General features: G+C 43.3%; 21 protein-coding genes and 1 tRNA gene. 4 read left to right on the forward strand and 18 right to left on the reverse strand.

What is annotated here, in order from left to right; all coding sequences use genetic code 11:
- Positions 1 to 129: 129 nt before the first annotated feature.
- A complete protein-coding gene (locus tag PN499_RS22435) occupies positions 130 to 720 on the forward strand; it encodes a CPBP family intramembrane glutamic endopeptidase (RefSeq protein ID WP_272034784.1) in 591 nt (196 codons plus the stop codon).
- Between the two features lie 57 nt (positions 721 to 777).
- Positions 778 to 4,167: an EAL domain-containing protein gene (locus tag PN499_RS22440; protein WP_272034786.1), complete on the forward strand. Its 3,390-nt coding sequence runs from the start codon at positions 778 to 780 to the stop codon at positions 4,165 to 4,167.
- 343 nt (positions 4,168 to 4,510) lie between these two features.
- Here the strand turns inward: PN499_RS22440 and PN499_RS22445 are convergent, their stop codons facing one another.
- From PN499_RS22445 to PN499_RS22495, 11 genes are all read right to left on the reverse strand, one after another.
- A complete protein-coding gene (locus tag PN499_RS22445) occupies positions 4,511 to 5,092 on the reverse strand; it encodes a DUF948 domain-containing protein (protein WP_272034788.1) in 582 nt (193 codons plus the stop codon).
- A 72-nt stretch (positions 5,093 to 5,164) separates the two neighbouring features.
- Positions 5,165 to 5,527, reverse strand: a complete 363-nt coding sequence (locus PN499_RS22450) for a YtxH domain-containing protein (RefSeq protein ID WP_272034790.1) — start codon at positions 5,525 to 5,527, stop codon at positions 5,165 to 5,167.
- Between the two features lie 178 nt (positions 5,528 to 5,705).
- On the reverse strand, positions 5,706 to 6,011 hold the full coding sequence (locus PN499_RS22455) for a hypothetical protein (protein WP_272034791.1): 306 nt from the start codon (positions 6,009 to 6,011) through the stop codon (positions 5,706 to 5,708).
- Between the two features lie 33 nt (positions 6,012 to 6,044).
- Entirely contained in the window at positions 6,045 to 6,389 is a 345-nt protein-coding gene (locus PN499_RS22460) for a hypothetical protein (protein ID WP_272034793.1), read from the reverse strand.
- Positions 6,390 to 6,529: 140 nt separating this feature from the next.
- A complete protein-coding gene (locus PN499_RS22465) occupies positions 6,530 to 6,784 on the reverse strand; it encodes a DUF2283 domain-containing protein (protein WP_272034795.1) in 255 nt (84 codons plus the stop codon).
- 42 nt (positions 6,785 to 6,826) lie between these two features.
- Positions 6,827 to 7,318, reverse strand: coding sequence for a DUF2188 domain-containing protein (locus PN499_RS22470; RefSeq protein WP_272034797.1), 492 nt, complete (start codon positions 7,316 to 7,318; stop codon positions 6,827 to 6,829).
- Positions 7,303 to 7,641, reverse strand: coding sequence for a hypothetical protein (locus PN499_RS22475; protein ID WP_272034800.1), 339 nt, complete (start codon positions 7,639 to 7,641; stop codon positions 7,303 to 7,305). Before PN499_RS22475 ends, PN499_RS22470 begins: the two co-directional genes overlap by 16 nt.
- Positions 7,642 to 7,702: 61 nt before the next feature.
- Positions 7,703 to 9,229: a ferredoxin:protochlorophyllide reductase (ATP-dependent) subunit B gene (gene bchB / locus PN499_RS22480; protein WP_272034802.1), complete on the reverse strand. Its 1,527-nt coding sequence runs from the start codon at positions 9,227 to 9,229 to the stop codon at positions 7,703 to 7,705.
- 389 nt (positions 9,230 to 9,618) lie between these two features.
- Positions 9,619 to 11,286, reverse strand: coding sequence for a hypothetical protein (locus tag PN499_RS22485; protein WP_272034804.1), 1,668 nt, complete (start codon positions 11,284 to 11,286; stop codon positions 9,619 to 9,621).
- Between the two features lie 108 nt (positions 11,287 to 11,394).
- A complete protein-coding gene (rph, locus tag PN499_RS22490) occupies positions 11,395 to 12,126 on the reverse strand; it encodes a ribonuclease PH (protein WP_272034806.1) in 732 nt (243 codons plus the stop codon).
- Between the two features lie 230 nt (positions 12,127 to 12,356).
- Positions 12,357 to 12,914, reverse strand: coding sequence for an adenylate kinase (locus PN499_RS22495; RefSeq protein ID WP_272034808.1), 558 nt, complete (start codon positions 12,912 to 12,914; stop codon positions 12,357 to 12,359).
- Between the two features lie 237 nt (positions 12,915 to 13,151).
- On the opposite strand from PN499_RS22495, the gene PN499_RS22500 reads away from it, so the two are divergent.
- Positions 13,152 to 13,688, forward strand: a complete 537-nt coding sequence (locus tag PN499_RS22500) for a P-loop NTPase family protein (protein ID WP_272034811.1) — start codon at positions 13,152 to 13,154, stop codon at positions 13,686 to 13,688.
- A gap of 299 nt (positions 13,689 to 13,987) precedes the next feature.
- Here PN499_RS22500 and PN499_RS22510 read toward each other — a convergent pair whose 3' ends face one another.
- The 3 genes from PN499_RS22510 to PN499_RS22520 form a co-directional block, all read right to left on the reverse strand.
- Positions 13,988 to 16,096 carry a serine/threonine-protein kinase gene (locus PN499_RS22510; protein WP_272034813.1) on the reverse strand — a complete coding sequence of 703 codons (2,109 nt, stop codon included), beginning with the start codon at positions 16,094 to 16,096 and terminating at the stop codon, positions 13,988 to 13,990.
- A gap of 207 nt (positions 16,097 to 16,303) precedes the next feature.
- Positions 16,304 to 17,242, reverse strand: a complete 939-nt coding sequence (locus PN499_RS22515; RefSeq protein ID WP_272034815.1) for an NAD-dependent epimerase/dehydratase family protein — start codon at positions 17,240 to 17,242, stop codon at positions 16,304 to 16,306.
- A gap of 280 nt (positions 17,243 to 17,522) precedes the next feature.
- Entirely contained in the window at positions 17,523 to 18,740 is a 1,218-nt protein-coding gene (locus tag PN499_RS22520) for a chromate transporter (protein ID WP_272034817.1), read from the reverse strand.
- 112 nt (positions 18,741 to 18,852) lie between these two features.
- Between PN499_RS22520 and dnaG the strand changes: the two genes are divergently transcribed.
- Positions 18,853 to 20,877: a DNA primase gene (gene dnaG, locus PN499_RS22525; RefSeq protein ID WP_272034819.1), complete on the forward strand. Its 2,025-nt coding sequence runs from the start codon at positions 18,853 to 18,855 to the stop codon at positions 20,875 to 20,877.
- Between the two features lie 154 nt (positions 20,878 to 21,031).
- Here dnaG and PN499_RS22530 read toward each other — a convergent pair whose 3' ends face one another.
- The 4 genes from PN499_RS22530 to PN499_RS22545 all read right to left on the reverse strand — a co-directional run.
- Positions 21,032 to 21,670: a Uma2 family endonuclease gene (locus tag PN499_RS22530; RefSeq protein ID WP_272034821.1), complete on the reverse strand. Its 639-nt coding sequence runs from the start codon at positions 21,668 to 21,670 to the stop codon at positions 21,032 to 21,034.
- Between the two features lie 95 nt (positions 21,671 to 21,765).
- On the reverse strand, positions 21,766 to 21,915 hold the full coding sequence (locus PN499_RS22535) for a hypothetical protein (protein ID WP_272034823.1): 150 nt from the start codon (positions 21,913 to 21,915) through the stop codon (positions 21,766 to 21,768).
- Positions 21,916 to 21,967: 52 nt separating this feature from the next.
- A tRNA-Ser gene (locus tag PN499_RS22540) sits at positions 21,968 to 22,052 on the reverse strand.
- Between the two features lie 142 nt (positions 22,053 to 22,194).
- On the reverse strand, positions 22,195 to 24,031 hold a 1,837-nt coding region (locus PN499_RS22545; RefSeq protein ID WP_272034825.1), incomplete at its 5' end, for a ComEC/Rec2 family competence protein.

Raw genomic sequence — 24,031 nt, forward strand, 5'->3', positions numbered from 1 at the left:
AATTAAATCTCACAATTTTTAATTTTGCATTTTTTTTTAATTTTGCATTTTTAATTTTTAATTGATTAAGTTGCTCCCTCTCCCTTTCCCTAGCCCTGAGCATCGTAGCCCCTAGTCCCTTCTTCCAAAGTGCCAGAACAACTTCCTAACAATTCCGAACTCGAACCCCTAACACGCACTCAAATTCTAGTAGCAATGGGAGTGACAGCCGTGATTTTGCTGGCCATTGCCAAATTGTGGCTGCAATTTGGCTCTGTTTCCCTGTTACCTGTCAAATTAACACTCTTAGCCTTAATTTGGGGGGTAGCGATCGGCATAGCAATTACAGTTGCGAGTACAATCATCTACCGCTTATGGCCAGCTTATCGCCGTAGTGCTGACATTTACTTAGAATTAGTGCTTAAACCCCTATTTTGGCCAGACTTAATTTGGCTGGGACTTCTGCCAGGAATGAGCGAAGAATTACTATTTCGAGGTGTAATGTTATCTGCCTTTGGGTTTAATATTACTGCCTTAGTATTATCTAGTTTTTGCTTTGGCATTTTGCACTTGGGAGGGTGGCAACAATGGCCCTATGCAGTTTGGGCAACGGCAGTAGGATTTTTACTGGGGTATAGCGCCTTAGAAACGGGCAATTTATTAGTGCCAATTGTAGCTCATATCTGCACAAATTTAATTTCTAGCTGCATTTGGAAACTCGAAAGTAAAGGATTCAAGTAATAGTTCTAATTCTGACTACTAACTCCTGCCTTTTAGTCGGCTGACAGCTTCGATCCGATGCAGCTACTACCGAGAGAATTTCAGCAACTTTTCCTGTACAGTAAGAACATCAGAGAAATTATTAAATTTCGGTTAAAGGTTGGGGTAATGCGAAATCGGCAGGAGCGGTTACTCTCTAATTTAGATAAAAATAAAAAAGTTAGCGATCGCTCTTCAGTTTCAGAGGCGCTACGGCTGCGCGATCGCGCTATAGCCGCCTCTAACAACGGCATCGTTATTACTGATGCCCGACTGCCAGATTGTCCCATTATCTACTGCAATCCTGCCTTTGAAAGGATCACGGGCTATTCCCAAGCAGAAATAGAGGGTAAAAATTGCCGCTTTTTGCAAGGGCCAGACACCGATCCTGCGGCCCTAGAAGAACTCCGCAACGCTTTGCGGGAAGAGCGTGCTTGCGAAGTAGTCTTAAAAAATTATCGCAAAGACGGAACCCATTTCTGGAACAAACTGGCGATTTCTCCCGTGCGGGACGAAAAAGGCAAATTAACTCACTTCATCGGCGTACAATCCGATATTTCCTACCGCATAGAAGCGCAGGAATCACTACATCAAGCCACAGCTCAATTGCAAACAATTTTAGAGGCAGTACCGGGAACAGTTTCTTGGATTAGTTCAGATTTACGCTACTTAGGAGTTAACCACCATTTGGCCAGACTTCACGGCTTGTCTCCAGAGGCATTTGCTGGCAAAGACATCGGATTTCTGGGTTCAAGCTCTGAATTTTGCCAATTTGTACGCTCCTTTTTTGCTAGTCCCAAGACGGAAGCAATACAAGAAATGACCGCAACGCTGCCAACAGCAAATGGGCCGAGTCTGCGGCACTATCTGATTGTGGCTCAAAAGTACAATGAGGGTAAAGCAGCTTTCACTATTGGGATTGATATCACTGAGCGCAAGCTAGCAGAAGAAGCACTGGTGCTTACGCGCAAAGCTGTAGAAAGTTCTAGCGACGCGGTGGGAATGGCTGATGCTACAGGCACTCACATCTATCAAAATCAGGCCTTCTCCGAGCTATTTGAATACGAAACTGTGGAAGAATTCAACGCCTCTGGCGGCATACCGATCGTGTTCGCAGATCCCGCCGTTGCTGACGATGTTCTCAAAACGATTATGAGCGGTAATTCTTGGCGTGGCGAAGTCACTAAGCGCACTCGCAGCGGTCAAACCATTCAAGTTTTAATGCGTGCGGATGCGATTAAGGATGCTGCTGGCAAAATTGTGGGACTGATCGGCATCTCAACGAACATTACCGATCGCAAACGCACAGAACAAGAACTCCGCCAAAGCGAACAAAGATTCAGATCGCTGATTGAAAATGCTACAGATATCATCTTGATTGTGGACGCAGACGGGATCTGCCGCTATGTCTCACCTTCCCAAGAGCGGATTTTAGGCTACTCCAGAGAAGAAGTGCTGGGGGAATCTATATTTAATTGGGTTCACCCCGATGAATTACACCTAGTACACCGAGTGCTAGATGGGGTAATTAAACACCCCGGCGTAGGTTTGGGTTTGGCGGAATACCGCGTGCGGCACAAAAATGGGAAGGAGTGCGTGTTGGAGGCGGTGGCGACGAATCTGCTCGAAGAACCTGCTGTACAAGGAATTGTGGTCAATTGCCACGATGTGACTGAACGCAAGGCGGCTGAAGACCAATTACTTCATGATGCTTTGCACGATGCTTTGACAGAATTGCCAAATCGAGCCTTGTTGATGGATCGTCTCGGACAAGCTTTGGCTCGCGCCAGACGTAATCCCAATTATCGCTTTGGTGTCATATTTTTGGATTTGGATCGGTTTAAGGTGATTAATGATAGTCAAGGACATCAGGCTGGCGATCGCCTACTCTACACGATCGCCCGACGATTGATGAGCTGTCTGCGCTCTGGCGATACTGTAGCGCGTCTGGGAGGGGACGAATTCATCATCCTGCTAGAAGAAATCGAAGATGTCAGCGTGGCGATCGCCACAGCCAACCGCATACAGCAGGCCCTCGAACAACCCCTGCACCTAGAAGGCCATAAAGTTACTGTCACTGCTAGCATGGGCATTGCCCTCAGTACCCCTGAGTATCAGTGGCCAGGGGACATCCTGCGAGACGCAGACATTGCTATGTATCGGGCGAAAGCTCTCGGTAAAGCTCGCTATCAGGTGTTCGCGGCTGCGATGCACACCCACGCTGTGGCGCTGATGCAGTTAGAGAGCGACTTACGCCGAGCGGTAGAGCTTACTTGCGGGAAAGAAGGGGCTGAAGAAGGGGCTAGGGGACAGGGGCTAGAGGCTAGGGAAAGAGAAGAAGAGACTGGGGACTGGGGACTAGAGACTAGGGAAAGAGAAGAAGAAAATTCTTCCCTAGCCCCTAGTCCCTCTACCCTCACCCCTTCTTCCCCCTTTGTCCTTTACTATCAGCCGATCGTTTCCCTCAGTCGTGGTATCGTAGTCGGGTTTGAGGCTCTAGTACGCTGGTTGCATCCAGAACGGGGTTTGGTAACACCCGCAGAGTTTATCCCTGTAGCAGAAGAAACTGGATTGATCGTACCGTTAGGCCAGTGGGTACTACGGGAAGCTTGCAGTCAGATGGTTAAATGGCAAAAGAGCTTGAAGTCTCACACCCCAGGCGAGTTCGACTTCAATTGTAGAGGTGTAAGTTTGAACTCGAATCCTGAATTGTGGGCACAGCAGTTCCAACTTGGAGATATAGATTCTAGTTCAAAATTAGATAACACTTTATTTGGTTGTGACTTGGAAGTGGCGGTAGACGACAACCAGTCACTTCGGTATCCCCCACTCATAAATAAGGCAGTGGAGGAGCCAAATTTGCCAATTCCCAGTTGTGAATTACCCATTTCTAATTACCAATTACCTCTTCCTAATTCTCAACTGACCATAGCTGTTAACCTTTCGGGGAGGCAATTTGCTCAGCCTGACTTAATAGAGCAAATTAAACAAGTGCTAGAGGAAACAGGTTTAGACGGTCAGTATTTAAAGTTAGAAATTACGGAAAGCGTGGTGATGGAAGATGGAGAATCAGCCGTTACGATGCTCTCGCAATTGAGAGATTTAGGGATTCATTTATGTATTGATGACTTTGGGACGGGCTATTCTTCTCTCTCGTACCTGCACCGTTTCCCAATTAATACTTTGAAAATCGATCGGTCTTTTGTTAGTAGGATGGGTGTAGATGGGGATAATTCTGAGATCGTGCGTGCGATCGTCATGTTAGCTCACAGTTTAGGTATGGATGTAGTGGCGGAAGGCGTAGAAACTTCCCACCATCTCGCCCAATTGCGATCGCTTGGATGCGAATTTGGTCAAGGATATTTTTTCTCTAAACCTGTAAACAGCGAAGTGGCAACAGCTTTGCTAAGTCCTGCACTGCAATGGTAACAGGACTTACGCACAACGCAGTACTGCCGCCATCCTGGTGGTAAGAATACCGCGCCTGGAAAGCGGCCTTATCCCTATTATGTCGCTACAGGGAGATAATTTTCTGGAACTACTGGTTTTTCAGGCTGGCGAATGCAGAAGCCTAAATTATTGAGAATGGCTAAAATCCAGCGATCGCAAGGCGAAAGCGTTTTTCTGTGACTAAAGTAAGATCGTAGGGATGAGCGCTCAGCCGAACGTTAGTTGTTAGCGGTTAGCGGTAATTCCCAATCCCTAATCGCGAATTAGCAATTAGCTATTACCAATTACCCATTACCAATTATTTTCAGTAATTAAAGTCCTATTACTCCAATTCTTCAGGATTAGGTTCTAGGTGAGAAGCATCGTTGGGGCGCGGGCGGGGCAGTTCGCCTTTAATTTCACGGCTGCTGTAGGTATTTAAGGCTTCCCGGCTGGATGTATATTCTTCTAAGTAGCTGTCGTCTAGAGTGGAATTGCCAAGAGAGAGGGGATTTCTTTGGCTGGGGGAGAGGCGTTCTAATCGGCGATCGCTAGCTGCTGGTTTGCGAGTTAATGTTTTCCAAGCAACTTGAATGCCAGTAAAGACATTGCGAGTTGTAATTTGTACTTTTTGGGCTTGCTTTTTGGCACTGCCAATGCTTTGATCGACTTGCTTGACAACTTCTCCTGCACTTTGAACGCCTTCGCTAACATCCTCTGTGAGTTCGCTGATTTCCATCCCAGTTAAGCGGATGGCTTCTAGGGTGGGGGGAAATTCGCGAGAGAGGGTGTCGGCTAATTTTTCCACGCTGCGGGCGGCCCGCCCTAGTGCTTGTACGGCGGGCAGGAGAGCTATTAAGACAGCAGTAAGGCTGACTGCAACTAAGAAAATGGACAGTGCTAGCCAAAACACGGGGTCAGTCACGGGAACTCACCTACAGCAAAAGGATAGGAGGGAATTTTTGGGTGGAGATGGTGACAACGGAGAATTCGGCTGCTAAAGGAAGCGTTTGGCCGGATCGCGGGGGGGAAGGCGAGATTCGCGGTTGTTGTCAGCTTCTACTTGGGATAAGGTTTGGCGATCGCCACGAGAGGCTTCGATACCGGCGGCGATCGCTTCTTTGAGTCTTGCTAAGGTTTCTTCCCAGTTTCGCAGTGCGGATTCTGAGAGGCGATCGGCTTGGATTTGGACGCTGGTGGATAAATCTTCTGCTAACTCCGGGAGTGCATCGGCAGATTTTTTCAATAGTTGGCGTGTTTGTTTGCCCGATCGCGGAGCGATGAGTAAACCGATGGCGGTACCAATGGCGGAGCCGACTAACAGCCCACCTACAAATAATCCAGGACGTTTATTTGACATTTCTATAATTCTTACTCATATATCAATTTTAGGGGGGAAAGCCAATTCGCAACGACTTGTGAGAGGAAAAATATGCCCTGGGTGCTATTTCTTAAGATATGGTGAGATTGCCAGTGGATTTGTTGGCGGAGGGCTTAGGCGAAGATTTTAGCGCGATTTACTTGCTTTTTGACGAAGTTTACCTGAAGCGGACAGAGCGTCGCCGCCAAAGTCTACCTCCCAAAGTCAGTAATCCCAAAATTTGCTGGAGTTGTTGGATTTGTGCTTCTAGTTGTCGGTACTGCTTTCGGAGTTGGCGAGAACTCTTCTCGCCTTTGGCTAGGAAATCGGGTGTTCGGGTGAGGAAGTTATAGGTGTTCTTCTCCATTGTGGTGACTGTCCTTTCGACGCGATCGAGCACTTTTTTCATTTGCCATGCTTTCCAAGCGATGTAAAAGCAGAGGAGGGATATTAGTAGGTTGATAACTAAAACGGCCGTTAGCATTGCTCTCCTGTGGTAACTCACCTCTTTTTCAGTTTATACCAATACTTCTAATTCGCTGGGATGGGATAGGAGTTTACCGAGGCGATCGCTAAAGTACAGCACTTCATAATGTGGGGATAATTCTTGCCGTAATTGCTTCCACAAACTGATGCCTTCTGCTTCAAAAGCTTCTGATTTTTCTTGAGTTAAATCAGGAGAGTTACCTGGATCGTCCCAGTTTAATCTAGCATCATAAGCTTGAACCCAGTTATACAAGCGATTAATTGTTTCTGGATGTAGAGCAAATTGAGCAGGATCGATATCGCCTACTTCATCAGGTTCATTCCACCACAAGGGATCGCAACCATAATCTGCCATTAGTCTAATTTTTTTTGACATAAATATTTAACCTCACCAGTAATTATCTAACTTTAGTTCTTGGATTTGCACCGACAATATATCCGTTAGTTCCGACTGTGACTGATAGATATTTAGTTTCACCTTTAAAAGTAAATTGATAAATAGGTCTAGGTCTAGCGTTAGTAGTTCCTTGCTGACCGACTATTGTTCCTTCTGTTAATGCTAATAAAAGATATATTTTCTGGCACTACATTTGGAATATTTCCTGTACCTATAACCTGTGTAGCATCTAAAACTTCTATCCCTACAAATAACTCAGTTTCACCAATATTTAAAGCTATTTCCTCGGATAACTGTAAAGTACGACACTGATGCTTGCCTTCTACAAGTCTAATGTAGAGAGCCTCAACTTCTGAATCATAACTAATTTTCATAAACTTTTGTGATTTGAGTAATAGCGCGATCGCGCTTTTCTTTCAGGAAACCTCAACATTTTTTAAACCTTCAACCTTATCGCTAACTGAATTCCGCCGCTGATCCCGACGCTGCAAAAGTGCATCTATACCAGGATTAATCACTTCCTCAACCTCTCCATTATCACCATAAATTACCACCTCAAGCCATTGCGCTTTCGCTATTCCTACTGCATATTTAAGCGCAGCTTCCTGAGTGGGAAATATTCTCTCAACTGACTCAATACTTCCCTCAGTTACAACCCAACCATCTTGATGAGGTGAAACGTGGAACTTATGATTTAATTCTTTCTCAACTCGTTGTCTCAAACCCATTATAGTAATGCCAACAATAGTTTCACTATCCTCATTATAACGGGCAATTACGCTATCACTAATGTCTAAAGCTACAGCATCTCGTGGTTCTCCTAATGAAAGATAGAGAACATCAGCTTCCCGATCGTAGAAAGCTGTAATATTTGTGGAATCTTCGAGAATTTTTACTCTTGTGTCCATATTATTCGTTTATTTGATGATGGCTGTTTTCTAAGGTAAGCTGTTGTAATAAATCCATCTGAGTTACTTACTTCCAGATACACCACAACTACAAACTTCCTACTCTCAGGAATTAGGGAATAAAATCGTAGAGCTAGCAACCCACCTGTAACATCATCAATTTGAATTAGATCTGGGTTATCTAAAGTTTCTAAAACTCGCTCGTATTGATCTTTCATTTCTGGGTGTTCTTTCAATATATGCTCCCACCTTTCTTTCGTGAGGCGAATAGGAACATTATTGAATGAATAGCCAATCCAAATTATATTAACATCTTTGACCATATTATCTGATATTTGATAAATAAGCAAGGGCATCCACAACAGATGCCCTCACCAAAACTAACTACGCACCAACCGCTTCCTTCGCCGCGTACAACACCTCAGCATTAATTAGAGCAATACCGCGATCGCGCGCAAACTTCTCAGTATTCCGCTTCACCTTACCGCGCACAAAACCAGGGATTTTATTCAACTCAGCTTGTCCATCTTTCGTCCAATTCATATCAGAATCAGCCGAAATCCCCTTAGTAATCACTTCCTTAGTATCGTGGCCGCCGAAGATTTCTAGCAAGTGATCTTCCATGCCCAAAGTAAAGGAGTTATACACCAAATCCACACACTGATTAGTACCTTCATAACCCAAAAATGGCTTATAACCAATCGGGAAATTTTGAATGTGAATCGGTGCAGCAATTACCCCGCAAGGAATATCTAACCGCTTACCAACGTGCCGTTCCATTTGCGTACCGAAAATAGCAGAAGGTTCCACACGCGCGATCGCATCTCCAATCGCCCCGTGATCTTCGGAGATAATCACCTCATCGCAATACTCGCTTACCTGTTCCCGGAACCAGTCAGCATCATATTTGCAATAAGTACCCGCCCAAACCACATGAATACCCATTTCACGAGCCAGAATCTTAGTCATCGCCGCCGCGTGGGTATTATCACCAAACACCACAGCCTTTTTCCCAGTCAAATTCTGACAGTCAATCGAGCGAGAAAACCAAGCAGCTTGCGAAACAAAACGAGTTTGGCGATCGATAAACTCCTCATAATTAACATCAGCACCCTGAGCATTAAGCACTTGCTGAATCTTGCGGATACAACGAGCAGTTTCTACCACACCCATCGGCGTAATATCTACATAAGGCGTTCCAAACTCTTTCTCCAAATACATCGCTGTTGTTAGACCTAATTCGCGATAAGGAACTAGGTTAAACCAAGCACGAGGCAAATTTTTTAAATTGTGAACCGAAGCGCCTTCCGGGATAACTTCATTAACTTCTATGCCCAAATCTGTCATCAACCGCTTCAACTCGGTACAGTCATGTTGGTTGTGGAAACCCAGGGTAGAAATGCCGATGATGTTAGCAGAAGGTTTCTCTGTTTTGCCTTCTGGTAAGTTCCCTTTTTTACGAGCTTTGTTGATATAAAGCTCTACAATTTGATGGAGAGTGCGATCGGCAGCTTGCAGTTCGTTAACCCGGTAGTGGTTAACATCCGCCAGCATCACGTCGCCTTTAGCATCCAACTGAGCGCGTTGTACAAAATTTTCCAGGTCTTCTTGCAAAATGCTGGAGGTGCAAGTCGGGGTAAGAACGATTAAATCAGGGTGCTCTTCTTTATCTTTGCGGGTAATGTTGTCCACAACTCGCTCTTGGGAGCCCCGCGCCAGAACGTGGCGATCGACAATACTGGTGGTTACGGGGGTGAAGTCCCGCTCCCGCTCTAACATTGAGCGCATGACGTTGAAATAGTCATCACCGAGCGGCGCGTGCATGATGGCGTGGACATTCTTGAAGGAACTAGCAATGCGGAGAGTGCCGATGTGAGCGGGGCCTGCATACATCCAATAAGCCAATTTCATACAGTGTTCTCCCTTGTGATAATTCAAAATTGCCCATTATTGGGCGATGATTGCTGATTTGTGAACTCGTTGCTGATTTTCACTGTTTAATTATCCCCCTAAAAGTAAGCCCCGTAGAGATAATTATTCTGCGGGGCTTAACTTTTAAAAAAAATTAATTACATATTTCGTAAAGATTTTTATATGCACGATTCAATAACAATGTCAACAAAAAAATGTTAAGATTCTTATCAATCTATTTAGAAAAAATAGTTATATTTATAGCAACCCCCAAGACGGTTAGGACACTCGCTTATAGCTGAAACATTGATTCTATTCCCTTCTTCCCTAGCCTCTAGCCTCTAGTCCCCCTTCTTCCCTAGCCCCTAGCCCCTAGCCCCTCTTCTTCCCTATTTGCACTTTTTAACAATTGTTAAGGCTACTCCTTGTCTTTCTACTTTATGCACAACTGGACATTCTGGGAATTCTTTTGGGAATCCCCACCGCCCCCAAGGTAAATAGTAAAATGGCTTAGAAATTCCTTTCTTTTCCGCCTCTTCCGACTTAATCACAGTGAGATTGGGATCGGCAAATATATTAGCTGAGTACAAAAATCCTCCTACTAAAACAGTATCTTTGGGGTCGGCATTTTTGTTGATCCACTCCATACCTTCTCGCATCCCCAATCCCCAATAATCAATTTCGTAGCGATTAGGTGCTGCTGCTAATCCCCCCGATAAGCGATTGAAATAGATATATTGATAGGGATGTAACTGAATCATCTCAAGTATAATTGCTGTAAAAACTATTACGATAAATGCTAAGCCTGCTATTTGTACAGGTTTCTTGATTGCGACTGCTTGGTAAAGCCAAATCAAAGCAGCAGTAGCTATACTGGCAATTCCTGGCAGTACAAACATAAAGTGCCTCATATCGTCATAGCCAGATGCGTGTTTAATTATTGCAATAATTGGGAGTCCAAATATTTGCAGTAAAATTAACAGAGAACAAGATTGCTGAAGAGGTGAGAATTGTTTATATTTCGTTGCTAGTAACACTAAACCTACTAAAAAAAAGATTTGAAAAATAACTGGAATTGTCATTAACAACCACTGAGATGTGAAGTACCAAGGAATATCTTGGATCGGATATTCGATACCATTAAATAAAGTTTTTATAGGCAGCGGATGCTTAGATAGATACCCGATTGTTTCCAAAAACCAGCCAAGGGGGTTAGACCAAGATGCTGGTTGCAAGATAGTAACAGTTGCCGCCCATGAAAGAAACATTAAAATATAGCAAATTGCATATTTATACAGGTTTTTTACATTGCTAATACCTTGTCCTAAAGTAATTCCTACGTGAGCAATAAAAATAAAAAATATCATCAAAAATCCGCCAATCCTAACGCTGGTTAGCATTCCCGCTAAAATTCCATACAAGATTGAAAAGGAATGAGTTTGATTAAATTCAAGTTTTAATTCAGGCTGATTTTTTTGATAGTAATTGAGTAAATGAGCGCCTGCATAGGTAGAAAGAGTAAATAAAGATGCAAAGGGAATATCTTTAGGATTAAAGAAACTATGTCCCCAAAATCTGGGAAAAAGTGCTAGAACTATGGGAGCAAACCAAGCGTATTCCCAACCACAAAGTATGCCAACAATCCCGGCGACTGAAAGATAGGTAATTAAAGAAACTAAAAAAGTTAAAGGGTGCTTAATCTGAATTCGATCGTAGAGTGCTTTGGCTTTTCCGCGATCGTTATTAGCATCGCCTTCATAATTGGTTGGACTATAGGATAAACCTTTGTGAAGATATTGATTAATTTGAAATATTGCTTCGGCAGTAAAATTAAATAAGGTTCCAAAGTATTTTAGATCGCTGGGAATAGGCTGACCTTTGGTAATCAGTTCATAGTTTCTCCGCACCATAGCGATCTCTGTGGCTTCATCAATGGATAATCCATACTGACCAACTGTTGAAAAGCCAATCAGGGCGATTGTCACAATTACCATACCTATCTTGAACCCAGAATGTTTCAAGGCAGCTTGACATTTAGATAAAAATGTGGTTGTCATGATTATTTGCTACAATCTAGATGGTTCGATTGTAGCAGCCATAGCTAGAGATCGGCAAGTAAAAATTACGATTTCTAAAGTAAAATCCAAAAGAAATTAATACGAGATTTAGAGAGTGGCTGAAGTTCTAAGAGCTTGACGTTGAAATTCTAATAATTCTTTAATTCCTTTTTCTGCTACATCCAAGATTTGATTTAACTGCGTGCGGCTAAAGCTTCCTTCTTCGGCTGTACCTTGCATTTCAATAATGCTCAAATTTTCTTTCATTACCACATTAAAATCTACCTCAGCCGCGACATCTTCTGGGTAATTCAGGTCTAAAAATGGCTCTCCTTCCAAAAGTCCAACTGATACGGCTGCCACTTGGGAAACTATGGGAGATTGTTCTAATTCTCCGTTTTTTACCAGCTTATCTAAAGCATCAGCTAAAGCTACAAATCCCCCAGTAATTGATGTTGTGCGAGTGCCGGCATCGGCTTGTAAAACATCGGCATCGACAATAATTGTGCGTTCCCCTAATAGGTTCATATTTAAACAAGAACGCAAACTGCGACCAATTAACCGCTGAATTTCTTGGGTGCGTCCAGATAGTTTCATTAGTTCTCTTTCTTGTCGTTGAGGTGTTGCTCCCGGTAACATTCGATATTCAGCAGTTAACCAACCTTGTCCTGTAAATTGTAAAAATTTAGGTACTCCTGGCTGAATGGAAACAGTACAAAGTACCTGCGTGTCGCCGCTTCTAGCTAAAACTGAACCAGTGGCAAATTTGGTAAATTCTCGCTGGAAACTAATGGGACGGAGTTGGTTAGGTTGTCTGCTGTCGGGACGTTGCCATGACATAATAAATTTGTTAATTGTTAGTGGTTAGTGGTTAGTTGTTAGTTGTTGGTTGTTGGTTGTTAGTTGTTGGTTGTTAGTTGTTAGTTGCAGGATGAAATTAAACAAAAACACTTACTTAGTTGTACGTTGTGTGGGCAAAGCCGGAAAGGTTCTCTGGTTATTAGTTGTAGGTTGTTTGCGGCTTTGCCCACCCTACCTTTAATCAACAATTGGCAATTAGCAATTAGCTATTAGCTATTAGCCATTAGCTTTTTTAAGATTTCTTGATGTATTTGGTCTGGGGGTTGGTCGCCGCTGACAGTTAAGAGTTTTTGGCGGTGTTCGTAATATTCTAGGATGGGAATGGTGCGATCGCGAAATAAATCGATCCGGCGTTGCACTATTTGTGGTTGGTCATCAGCACGCGATCGCCCCAGAGAACGACTCATCAATACAGAATCAGCCACATCCAAATATATCGCCCAATCTACTTTTTGCCCAAACTCATCCACTAAAAAATCTAACTCCTCAGCTTGAAAAGCAGTGCGTGGATAGCCATCCAACAGCCAGCCATTAGTGACATCAGGAAGTAAAAGTCGCTGGCGGATGAACTCGATCATAGTCTCGTCACGAACTAAATCCCCTTTTTCAACATAGGGTTCCGCGAGGCGACCTAAATTGGTTTGAGATGCGATCGCCTCTCGCAGGATGTCCCCCGTCGAAATGCAAGGAATACTCAAATCGCTACACAATAGTTCAGTTTGAGTTCCCTTCCCAGCCCCCGGCCCTCCTAGAATCACTAATCTCACTGTTTCCTGCTCCTCATGCCCTGATATTAAAAATTTATCTTTCGGAAGTGTACCTTTGATGCTGTCTCCCTGCCAAAAAGCTGAGATCGAGACAGCCACTAGGTTAAGACGATCGCATATATCTAGTGTGTAAAGAGCTTTGCAATCCGACAACTACACTATATATTGTTAAGTAGCGTCGCTCTGCCTCAAAGTCAGAGCTGCGTTAAAGACCCACTGCTAATTCGAGATTGCCTTATGGTTGCCCAGCTTGAAACCCCTACTCTCAATTTGCCTTGCAGCTTACCCCACACAGTCGAAGGACTCGTGCAAGTCTTCAGTTGCCATCACCGTAGCTTTTTTACCAGTGTAATGGCTCAAGCGCTCAGAATTGCGGGACAGGGGACAGGAGTGCTAGTGGTGCAGTTTCTCAAGGGGGGAATTAATCAGGGACACGAGCATCCCGTGCGGTTAGGGCAAAATTTAGATTGGGTGCGCTGCAATTTGCCCCGCTGCATTGACACGCCGCAGTTGGATGAAGCAGAGACTAACTCTTTGCGAGATTTGTGGCTGTGGACTCAGGATGCTGTCATTGAAGGACGTTACAATCTGGTAATTCTAGATGAATTGAGTTTGGCGGTTAATTTTGGCTTGATTTCAGAGGCAGAAGTTTTGACTCTGCTAGAAAAGCGCCCCCGTCAAATCGATCTCATTTTGACAGGGCCAGAGATGCCACAGGCACTTTTAGACGCGGCAGATCAAGTGACAGAAATTCGCCGCAGTCACCGACCTTAAGAAATACTTTCAGTAGATACTATTCCCCTTTTTTCTCTTAAAAAGGGGGTAGATTTTTTATGAATTATTGGTGTAAATTAGAGTCGATGGAGTGCTATAGCAACCTTGATTTTGACTCCGGCGATCGCCTAGCGCTGAAGATCCGGATTGGTTACACTTTTTAACCAATCCGTAGATCCATGTTCTGTTATAACCTCTGATTTCCTCAACTTCCTCTGTTTTCTTACAAGAGTGCTAGTAACCAGATCGCGGCTTTATCAGTCCTATTTATCATAAGTGATTACCCCGACATAATATTATTACTCCCCCGAACCTTGCAAAGAAGGGGGCTGGGGGGTGATGTTGGACAAACTTAGCTGACTTTCGGCCTGCTTTTTCCCTTCTATTGCTGCTCCGTAGTCCGGCTTATACCTAACTGCTTTATCGTAAGATGCGATCGCATCTTGATATCTTTTTAATTCTAATAGCCCATTACCTCTGCTGTACCAAGCTTCATAATAGTCTGGCTTGACATAGACGGCTTCGTTATAAGACGCGATCGCCTCTTCGTAACGTTTCAAATTGTATAAAGCATTGCCTTTATTATACCACGCCTGATATTCTCTTGACTGTAAATCGAGGACTTTATTATAAGCATCGATCGCATCTTCATAACGCCGCAATTGGTGCAGCGACCAGCCTAAATTATACCAAGCTTGGTAGTAATTTCCTTTTAATGTCACCGCCTGTTTATAAGCTTTTGCCGCATCTTCGTATTGCCTTAACTTCATCAGCGCGATACCTTTACTGTACCAAGCTTGATAATAAGTAGGCTGAAAGCGCACGGCTTTTTCATAAGCTTCTACAGCTTCTTGATTTTTATTCAATTCTAGTTGAACATTCCCTAAATTGTACCAAGCTTTAGAGTTGTCAGACTTTAATTCTACGGCTTGTTTATAAGCATCAAAAGCGGGTTGATACTGTTTTAAATTCTGGTGTGCTAATCCTTTACTATACCAAGCATCATAGAAATTTGGCTGAGATTTAACAGCTTTTTCGTAAGAGGCGATTGCTTCTTCATAACGCTGTAAATTTAATAGCGCGTCCCCTTTTCCTTTCCAGGCTTCTGGATAGTCAGGCTGAATTTCCAAAGCTTTTTCAAAAGATGCGATCGCTTCTTGATATTGCTGCAATCGATCGAGAGCATAACCCCGATCTGTCCAGGCTTCTAAGTATTCAGGATTGAGTTGAATTGCTTTGTCGCAAGCTTCTCTGGATTCCTTATATTTCTTCAACTCATAGAGCGCCTTCGCCTTATCTTTCCAAACTTCAGCATAGTCTCCTCTGATCTTAATTGCTTGGTTATAAGCTGCTAGCGCTTCTTCATATCTATTTAAATTATAAAGAGTATTGCCTCTAGTGTGTAACTCAGTAGCATTCGCAGAATTGAAGACATTAACAAGATAAGCAGATGCAGCGATACCGAGGCCAATTAGCCCAATAATTAGACCACTTTTTAAATAGAGATCGGCGCGTTTTTTTGTCGGCTTGGGCGAAGATGCAGGTAGAATTAATGGTGCAGTAGCACCAAGAGGAGTTTTCAATTCTTTAATAGCTTGCAAAGCTAGACCTGCATTAGCATAGCGTTGCCGAAAATCATAGCGCACCATTGTATCTAGCACTTTAGTAAATTCAGGGCTGACTGATACTTTTGTCTGCCAAATAATTTCTTCTGTATCGGGATCTGTGGGTAATTGATGGGGAACTTCCCCAGTAATTGCTTGAATTCCGATCATGCCAACTGCATAGATATCGCTGCTAGGTTTGGGATTGCCGTGAGCTTGTTCGCTTGGCATATAACCAGGAGTACCAATGCTCACACTCAAGCCATTATTTGTGTGAGCATTGATAATTTGAGTAGTGATTTCTTTGACAGCCCCAAAGTCGATTAAAAATAACTTGCTGTCGCTATCTCGCCGGATAATATTCTGGGGATTGACATCGCGGTGGATGACGTTTTGCTGGTGTACGAAGTCTAAAATTTCCAGGATTTCTTGCAATAGAGAAATGACTTCATCTTCGCTTAACCTTCCGGGGTTTAGAGAAGTTTGGGTTAATTCTTCGCTTAAATTACGACCTTCAATGAATTCTTGAACTAAATAAAATTCCTGATTTTCTTCAAAGTAGGCAAAAAGTCGGGGAATGCGATCGTGGTTGCCTAATTTATACAATACTTGCGCTTCAGTATCGAATAAACGTCTAGCTATTTGTAAAGTTGCGGGATCTGTAGCTTGAGGTTTAAGTTGCTTGACAACGCAGCGGTGATTACCTGGTAGCTGTTTGTCTTCAGCTAGGTAAGTTTGGGCAAATCCTCCGCCTCCCAAGTGGCGGATAATGTTGTAGCGGCTGCCGAGTGTGGTTCCCTGCATGAGATTTACCTAGTTAACCTTTGAGAGTGGGTGCTGCCATAATTTATATCCTGTAAATGAGAAAAATAATTCACTGGTAGCGCCCACTTTACCCTAGATAATATTAACAGGATTTACGCGCGATCGCAGTACGGCCGCTTTCCAGGCGCAGTCAAGTCACCGCCTAGAAGGCGGCCGTACTGCGATCGTGTGTAATTCCTAATTAAGTCAATTTTGAACTGCTTGCAAGATTTCATCATCGACTGAGAAATCAATCTCAGCTTTGTCACGTCCAGAGGTCAAATAATCATTCTGGAATGAATCTTTTAATCCTGAAACTAAGTCAAATTCGGGCTGCCAGTTGAGTTCACTCATGGCTTTATTCACTGAAGCAAAGAAGTGTTGTACGCGCATGGGGAAGGCTTTACGCTTGCCAAAATCAAATTTTTTGGGGTCGTAATGTACAATTTTTACATCGGTGGATTTACCAGCGGCGGCGGCGCAAGCGCGGGCTAAACCGTCAAAGGTAACATAGCGATCGCCTGATACATTATAAATCTGTCCTATGGTTTTTTCATTGCCTAACACAGCAGCCATTGCTTTAGCTAAATCTTGACAGTGACCGAGTTGGGTGATGTGCATTCCATTGCTAGGAATGGGAATCGGGCGATCGCGTACAATCCGGTCAAAAAACCATGCTTCTAAATCGTTATAGTTTTGCGGGCCATAAATATAAGTAGGGCGAATGGAAGTCCAAGGCAAACCAGCATCTTTGAGGTAGGTTTCTGTTTCGTATTTACCCAAATGGCGACTCTTTGGATCGGTGGCATCACCTTCAATATGAGGCAGTTGATCCGACTTTAAATAAACTCCCGCAGAACTCATGTAAATGAAGTGTTTAACTTGATCTTTAAATATCTCTGCTAGGGGTTGGGTGTCGCTTAATTCGCGACCATTATTGTCAAAAACGGCATCAAATTTTTCTGATGATAATTTTTCTTTGAGTTGGGAAGCGTCGGTGCGATCGCCGTGAATTTGTTGTATGCCTTCAACGGGTGCTGGCTTTTTACCGCGATTAAATAGTACCACTTCATGGCCTTGGGCTACTAAAATCTTAGTTAAATAAACGCCGATAAATCGAGTGCCACCCATCATTAAAATTCGCATTTTTTTTAATTCTCCTTATTGGTATATTGAGCTGGAAGTTCCAATAAAATCCGGCTGGGTTAGCTTCATACCAATGATTTTAACATCTCCATGTTCTCGCGCGATCGCAAATAGTTCCTACCTTAATCTGAATATGTCAGTCGGCGTAGGCCGACTTTGTTTGTATAGAAGCGGTTTCAACCGCCGAGTCCCTCGATCGTTCGGCGATTGAACTCGCGACTACAGAAACGAAGTCCGCCTACGCGGAGTAAAGAATAAAGTATTTAATCCAGATTTGATATCATCCCATGAATCCCAATAAGTATGAAGTCAATCCAATTGTTCCCCCCGCTAGCACTAACCACGCTGAATTAATCTTAAATTGGAACACTGCGATCGCGCTCAAAATTGCGACAATAGTTGTTAACCAATCCACTAATGCAGCTCGTCCCAGAGTATAGGTCACTGCTGCCATTAATCCTAAAGAAGCCGCATTCATGCCATCCAGGAATCCACTTGCCCAAGGAGATTGACGTAATTTAGAAACCCAAGGATTAACTACCCATACCAGTACAAAGGCTGGTAAGAAAATGCCGACAGTACCAGCGATCGCGCCTGCATTTCCAGCTAGTAAATATCCAATAAATGTGGCAGTAGTGAATACAGGGCCAGGTGTAATTTGTCCGATGGCAACGGCATCTAAAAGTTGCTGTGAGGTAAGCCAATGATTGCGCTCAACTAAATCCTGCTGCAAAAATGCTAGTAATACATAACCGCTACCATAAAGCACGCATCCAATTTTAAGAAAGAAAAGAAAAACGCTCACCCAACTGACTGATGCTACTGAGGCTGTGGTATTGCCAACCTGGGCTATAAATCCTGAAAAAGGCAATAAAAATGCTCCAACTGTGCGTCCTCTGGATTGCCAATTTTTCACTAGCATAACAATAATACTAAGTAAAATTAGCAGCAAAATTTCATTAATTCCAGCAAAATAACCTGCGATCGCAGCTACCCCTGCAATCATCGTTGGCACATCTTTAGCTGCCTTTTTACCCAGATTCCATACAGCCTGAAGTACGATCGCCACGATCGCAGGCTTGATCCCGTAAAGCAGCCATTCCACTTGGGGAACAGTCTGGTAGCGATCGTAAATTGCTGCTAGGGCCCAAACAATGAGCATAGCAGGCAAAATAAAACAGCTTCCTGCAATTAGTAAACCACGCCATCCGGCTCGTTCGTAACCAATATGAATAGCTAATTCCGTCGAATTGGGGCCGGGAATTAAATTTGTGATTCCCAACAAATCTAACAGTTTTTCGCGGCTCATCCACTGACGGCGATTCACCACCTCATTATCCATCATCGCGATGTGAGCAGCAGGGCCGCCAAAAGCGATCGTTCCTAGTCGCAAAAACACCGCTGCCAGTTCCGTTAATCGCTGCTGCTGCTGTTGAGAATTCAAAGCTTTATAGGAAATCACTTCTCTTTGTTCGTGAACCTCTTTTTCTTCCGTCATAGTGATGCTCCTAAATCTGTTATAATCTTGACAAAACCAGTATATCGACTTTCGATCTTCCTGGTAGTTATGGTAAAATTAAAAATGTGTCTGATTCGTCTCATAAGGATCTATGCAAATTCCCCGCCTCCATCCCGATACAATTGAGGAAGTTAAACAAAGAGCTGACATAGTAGATGTCATTTCCACTCACGTTGTACTCCGAAAAAGAGGCAAAGATTTCGTAGGTTTATGTCCATTTCACGATGAAAAGTCCCCTAGTTTTACTGTCAGCCCCAGCAAGCAAATGTTTTATTGTTTTGGGTGCGGTGCAGGGGGAAATGCGTTTAAATTCTTAATGGAATTAGGCAAGCGTTCTTTCAGCGATGTAGTGCTAGAATTAGCCAGACAACATCAGGTTCCTGTACAAACTTTAGAACCTGAACAGCGGCAAGAATTACAACGTCAAATTTCTTTGCGAGAGCAGTTATATGAAATTTTGGCTTTAGCTTCTAGTTTTTACGAGCACGCTTTGCGACAGTCGCAAGGACAGAAAGCGTTAGAATATCTACAAGTTGAGCGCAAGTTAAGCGAAGAAACTATCCAACAATTTCAGTTAGGATATGCGCCCTCTGGTTGGGAAGCTCTTTACAGCTATTTGGTGGAACAGAAACATTATCCCTTGCAATTAGTAGAGCAAGCTGGATTAATTTTACCGCGAAAATCCGGAGGGAATGGTTATTATGATAGATTTCGCGATCGCCTGATGATTCCCATCTGCGATCTCCAAGGGCGAGTGATAGCTTTTGGGGGTAGAACTCTGACTGACGAACAGCCGAAATATCTTAACTCTCCCGAAACTGAATTATTCGATAAAGGTAAAACTTTATATGCTTTGGATAAAGCTAAAACTGCTATTAGCAAACAAGATCGAGCCGTAGTAGTAGAGGGATATTTCGATGCTATTGCCCTCCACGCCGCCGGAATTTCTAATGCTGTCGCCTCCCTGGGTACGGCATTAAGCTTAGATCAAGTGCGGCAACTTTTGCGTTATACTGAATCTAAGCAAATTGTACTTAACTTCGATGCAGATAAGGCTGGTACTCAGGCGGCGGAACGGGCAATTGGAGAAATAGGAAAGCTTGCTTATCGGGGAGAATTGCAACTGCGGATTCTCAACATTCCCGACGGCAAAGATGCAGATGAATATCTCAAAACTTATTCGGCAGATCAGTATAGCGAATTGCTACTAAATGCACCGCTGTGGCTGGATTGGCAGATTCAAAATTTACTTCTTAAGTATGATTTAAAACAAGCCGATCATTATAGTAAAGTTGCTCAAGAAATGGTAAAAATATTGACTAAAATCACCGATGATAATCAGCTAAATCATTATAGATTTAAATGCGCGGAAATTCTTGGTAAAGGAGATGACCCCAAGGTAAAAGCCATAGGAGAAAGTCTGTTAAATCAGGTGACAACTTATTGGACAAAACAGCTAAGTCAAGATGAATATTTAGCAGTCCCGCTGTTAATTAGAAACAAGCTGAAGCTTAGTCAACAAATAAAATTTACCCGCTCTGGAAGTAAGAATAAATCATCAAAAGAAGCTTTTTTACAACTGCGAGAACGCAGCGTTTTAGAACAACCAGAGGCATTCTTATTGCGTATTTATATCCATTCTCCCGAACATCGCCAAGCTGTAATAGAAGCTATAGAAGCACGAGGTTTACAATTTAGTTTGTCTCACCATCGATTTTTGTGGCTCCAAATTTTGAATTTAAAAAGGTTGGATAAAAACTCTTTGCAGGAATCTTCATCTGTGTTAATATCAAAATTACAAAGTACTTATTTAGAATTTCCCAAACAACTGGAGCAAATTTCTCATCTATTTAATTTAGATGAAATTTCAGAGAAACATATTTGCCGGGTTCCCTTAGTAATTAGAGCTACTATTGCTTATATTGAGCAAATTACTACTCAAAAGCGCCGTGTTGCAGCTCTGAATATGTGGAAAAAAACAGATGCAATTGCCCATCGGGAAGAGGCCGATAGATATTATCAACAGTTTTGGTCCGAACAAGAATGGATTAAGGAATTAGAGCGGCTGCGCCGAGTTAATTTTTATGATTTAGTCTCAGTTCCTTGGATAGTATAATAATATATAATTACAATAATTGTAGGTGAGCGATAGAGTAATGTAGTAACTTGTACTCGCTCTAAGTACGGAAGAACCCACTTTTCTCCTAGTGGTTAGGTTGGCGCTGCGATGCCTACGGCGCGGCGCTTCGCCATCGCATCGCCGCAATTTTTCAATCAACCGTTTGGGGCAAGCCGGCGCAAAAAATCTGTTCTGCCGTTAGTTGCAATTCTGGGAAAGCCAGCGATTCAATCTGGTCATCACCTCTAAACTGTTTGACCTGATACTCCCCGTCTACCAGTTGGCAAACTGAGAAAGTGGGTTGTTTGGGATTGCCGATAAACCGTCTGCCACCTAAGCCAAGATAGTCAACAATCCAGTATTCGGGAATGCCAATGAGTTCGTACTCCCCCGCTTTCATCAGATAATCATCTTGCCAGTTGGTGCTTACGACCTCTACAGCTAGTCGCACGGTCGGGCCCATCGTGATGACGGATTCTTTTTTCCAGCGCGGTTCGTTTGCGAGTTGCGCTCGGTCTAGGACAATTACATCGGGCTGATAACCTGATTCGTTGCGGTCGGGTTTAAGTAGGCAGTCACCGGGAATGGAGTAAGGCAATTCGCGACGGTCAATTTCAACTCCTAATTTTAAGGTAATGAAGCCTGTAACGTCGGAATGGTCGCCAGTTCCTAAAGGCATTTCAATGATTACTCCGTTGCGTAATTCGTATTTGTGGGTAGAGTTCTCTGGATACCAGGCAACGAACTCATCAAACGTGACTGTTTTGGCTATAGTTTGGGATTGAATCATGGTTTTCTTCTTTACTCTTCAGTTGCTAGACATCAAACGATAATTTGCTAACTTTGCGATCGCTCGTTTGTTACCTTGCAGCGCCTCAACCGTTATCAAGGTAGCCAAGTCTTTGAGGCTGGTAGTTTGCGATCGCGATGCCCCTCTAGCTCCTGATACCCGAAGATATCAATCACAAGTACGTAGCCGATCGCATTGTTAATCTTCCCCAATTCTTCCCCAATTTTCCCAATAAAATATAACAAAACAACCTAAGATAACTTGTTATATCTTCTCTAACTATTAGTTTGAATTGAACGGAGAGGGTGGGATTTGAACCCACGTTAGGTCGCCCTAAAGTAGATTTCGAGTCTACCGCATTCAACCGCTCTGCCACCTCTCCAAGGCTTTTGAGTTCTTAATTTAAGATCCTAAACTATTATACCGCTATTGCAGGCGATTTGCAAATCTTTTTGTAAATATTCTGGGAAAAACGGGATTAATCCTGGTCTGGACAGACTTAACTTAACTTCCTAATCCCTTGCTCAAAGCAAGGATGCGTCTGCGCCGTCAGAGTCCAAGGTTGTCTTAAAACCCTGTGCTGGTGTCCAAACGAGAGCACCATCTCGTCCTGTCCAGAATATTTTGGTATTAGCTTGGTGTAACCGCGTTGCTGCGTCTGAATCGAGGGAATTGGCGGATGCGATCGCAACTTGCGGTTTTATAGCCTGCAATAACTCAGCAGTCAACGTTTCTCCCGACCACCAAAGCACTTGAGCTGGCTTTAAGTTTCCAGTTGCAACTAACCTTTTTTGAGGTTCGGCCTCGATGTCTCCTACTAATAACCACGTCTGTCCATTAATTACTAATTCTATCACGGGTGCTTCAGCGTTGAGTAACTGCAATTCTGCGGAACCGATGTTAATTTTATGATTAATTTGTAAAGGTAAGTAGACTCCTTGACGATTTTGTATAGCGCTCAGAAATGGCTGATTAGTTGTGTAATAAGTCTCTTGGGGAGCGGGATTATCATAAAATGTTTTAATGGGCAAACGTTCGATTAATTTTGACCAACCATTGCTTAAGCCTAAATGGGAATTAGCTGCGATCGCGAAATTAACTTGATTAATACCTTGTTGCTGCAAAAATGGCAGTAATGTAAATCTTACTGTATTTTCATCACCGCTATTAATTAGGGTGACTTGCCCCCGATCTTGAATCACTAAAACAGGTTCTCCAGATGTCGCTAACACTGTTGCTTGAAATAGAGATGCCTGAGTTTGCCAAGTAGGAAGAATTACTATCCCAATAGCTGTAAGAATAGCAAAAGGTAAAAACGGGATAGCAGGGAAGCCGGGAGACGATAGAGCAGGGGAGATTTTCTCTTCTTCTTCCTTCTTTCCTCTTCTCTTCTTCCTTCTTCCTTCTTCCTTTTTTCTTTTTTCTTCTTCTTTCCTGCTTCCAAAAAACCAAACTAAGCCTATTATTCCATAGAGTGCTATCAACTGTAATTCTGATAGACTGCCTACCGCTACGGAGTTTCCGGGTAATTGGGAGAAATATTGAGCCAGCTCAATTAACCCTTTAGCTGGATAGTGCAGCAACGAAGCTAAAGCACTTCCTGCTGGCGACCAAATTAATGCGGCCAAAGCGCTAATCATGCCGCCAATACTAACTATCCACAGTAAAGGAGCGGCAATAATATTGACTACAATACTGTAAGGTGATACGACATTAAAAATATAAAGTTGTAGGGGTAATACCCAAATTGAGCAGGCAATAGGAACGGCAATTATAGAAGCGATCGCAGGCGGTAGCCAATCCAACCATTTCATGATTGCCGGAGCAGTAACTAACAATCCCAATGTCGCCAAAAAACTTAGTTGAAAGCCTAAATCCCAAATCCATAGCGGATTAATTAATAGTAGGATTGTAGCCGCTAATAATAACAAACCGATGGGTTTTACTTGCCTTTGAATCACCAAGGCTAATAAAGTTCCAAAACCCATTAAAGCAGCACGACTTACTGAAGGTTCTAAACCTGTTAATCCCACTAACAAAAGTAAAGCGCCAACACCACAACTAAATTGTATTTGTTTGGAAAAACGCCTGGTTAAACTCAGTACCAAAGCCAAAACCATAGAGACTTGAGTACCAGAGGCGGCGATCGCGTGGGCTAACCCAACTTGTACGAAATAGTCGCGGATGTCGTAAGCTAAATCTACTGCTTGTTTGCCGAGGGCGATCGCGCTGACTAGCGGGCCTTCCGGTACGCCTAGATGGAGTAGCTGCGATCGCACGATTCGCTGCCGTAAAGCCCACCATCCCCACTTACTTTGGGTTTCTGCGATCGCGATCGTTTGTCGCCCTTTAAGGCCCGCA

It is taken from the genome of Kamptonema animale CS-326, from assembly GCF_028330895.1.
Taxonomy (GTDB): domain Bacteria; phylum Cyanobacteriota; class Cyanobacteriia; order Cyanobacteriales; family Microcoleaceae; genus Kamptonema; species Kamptonema formosum.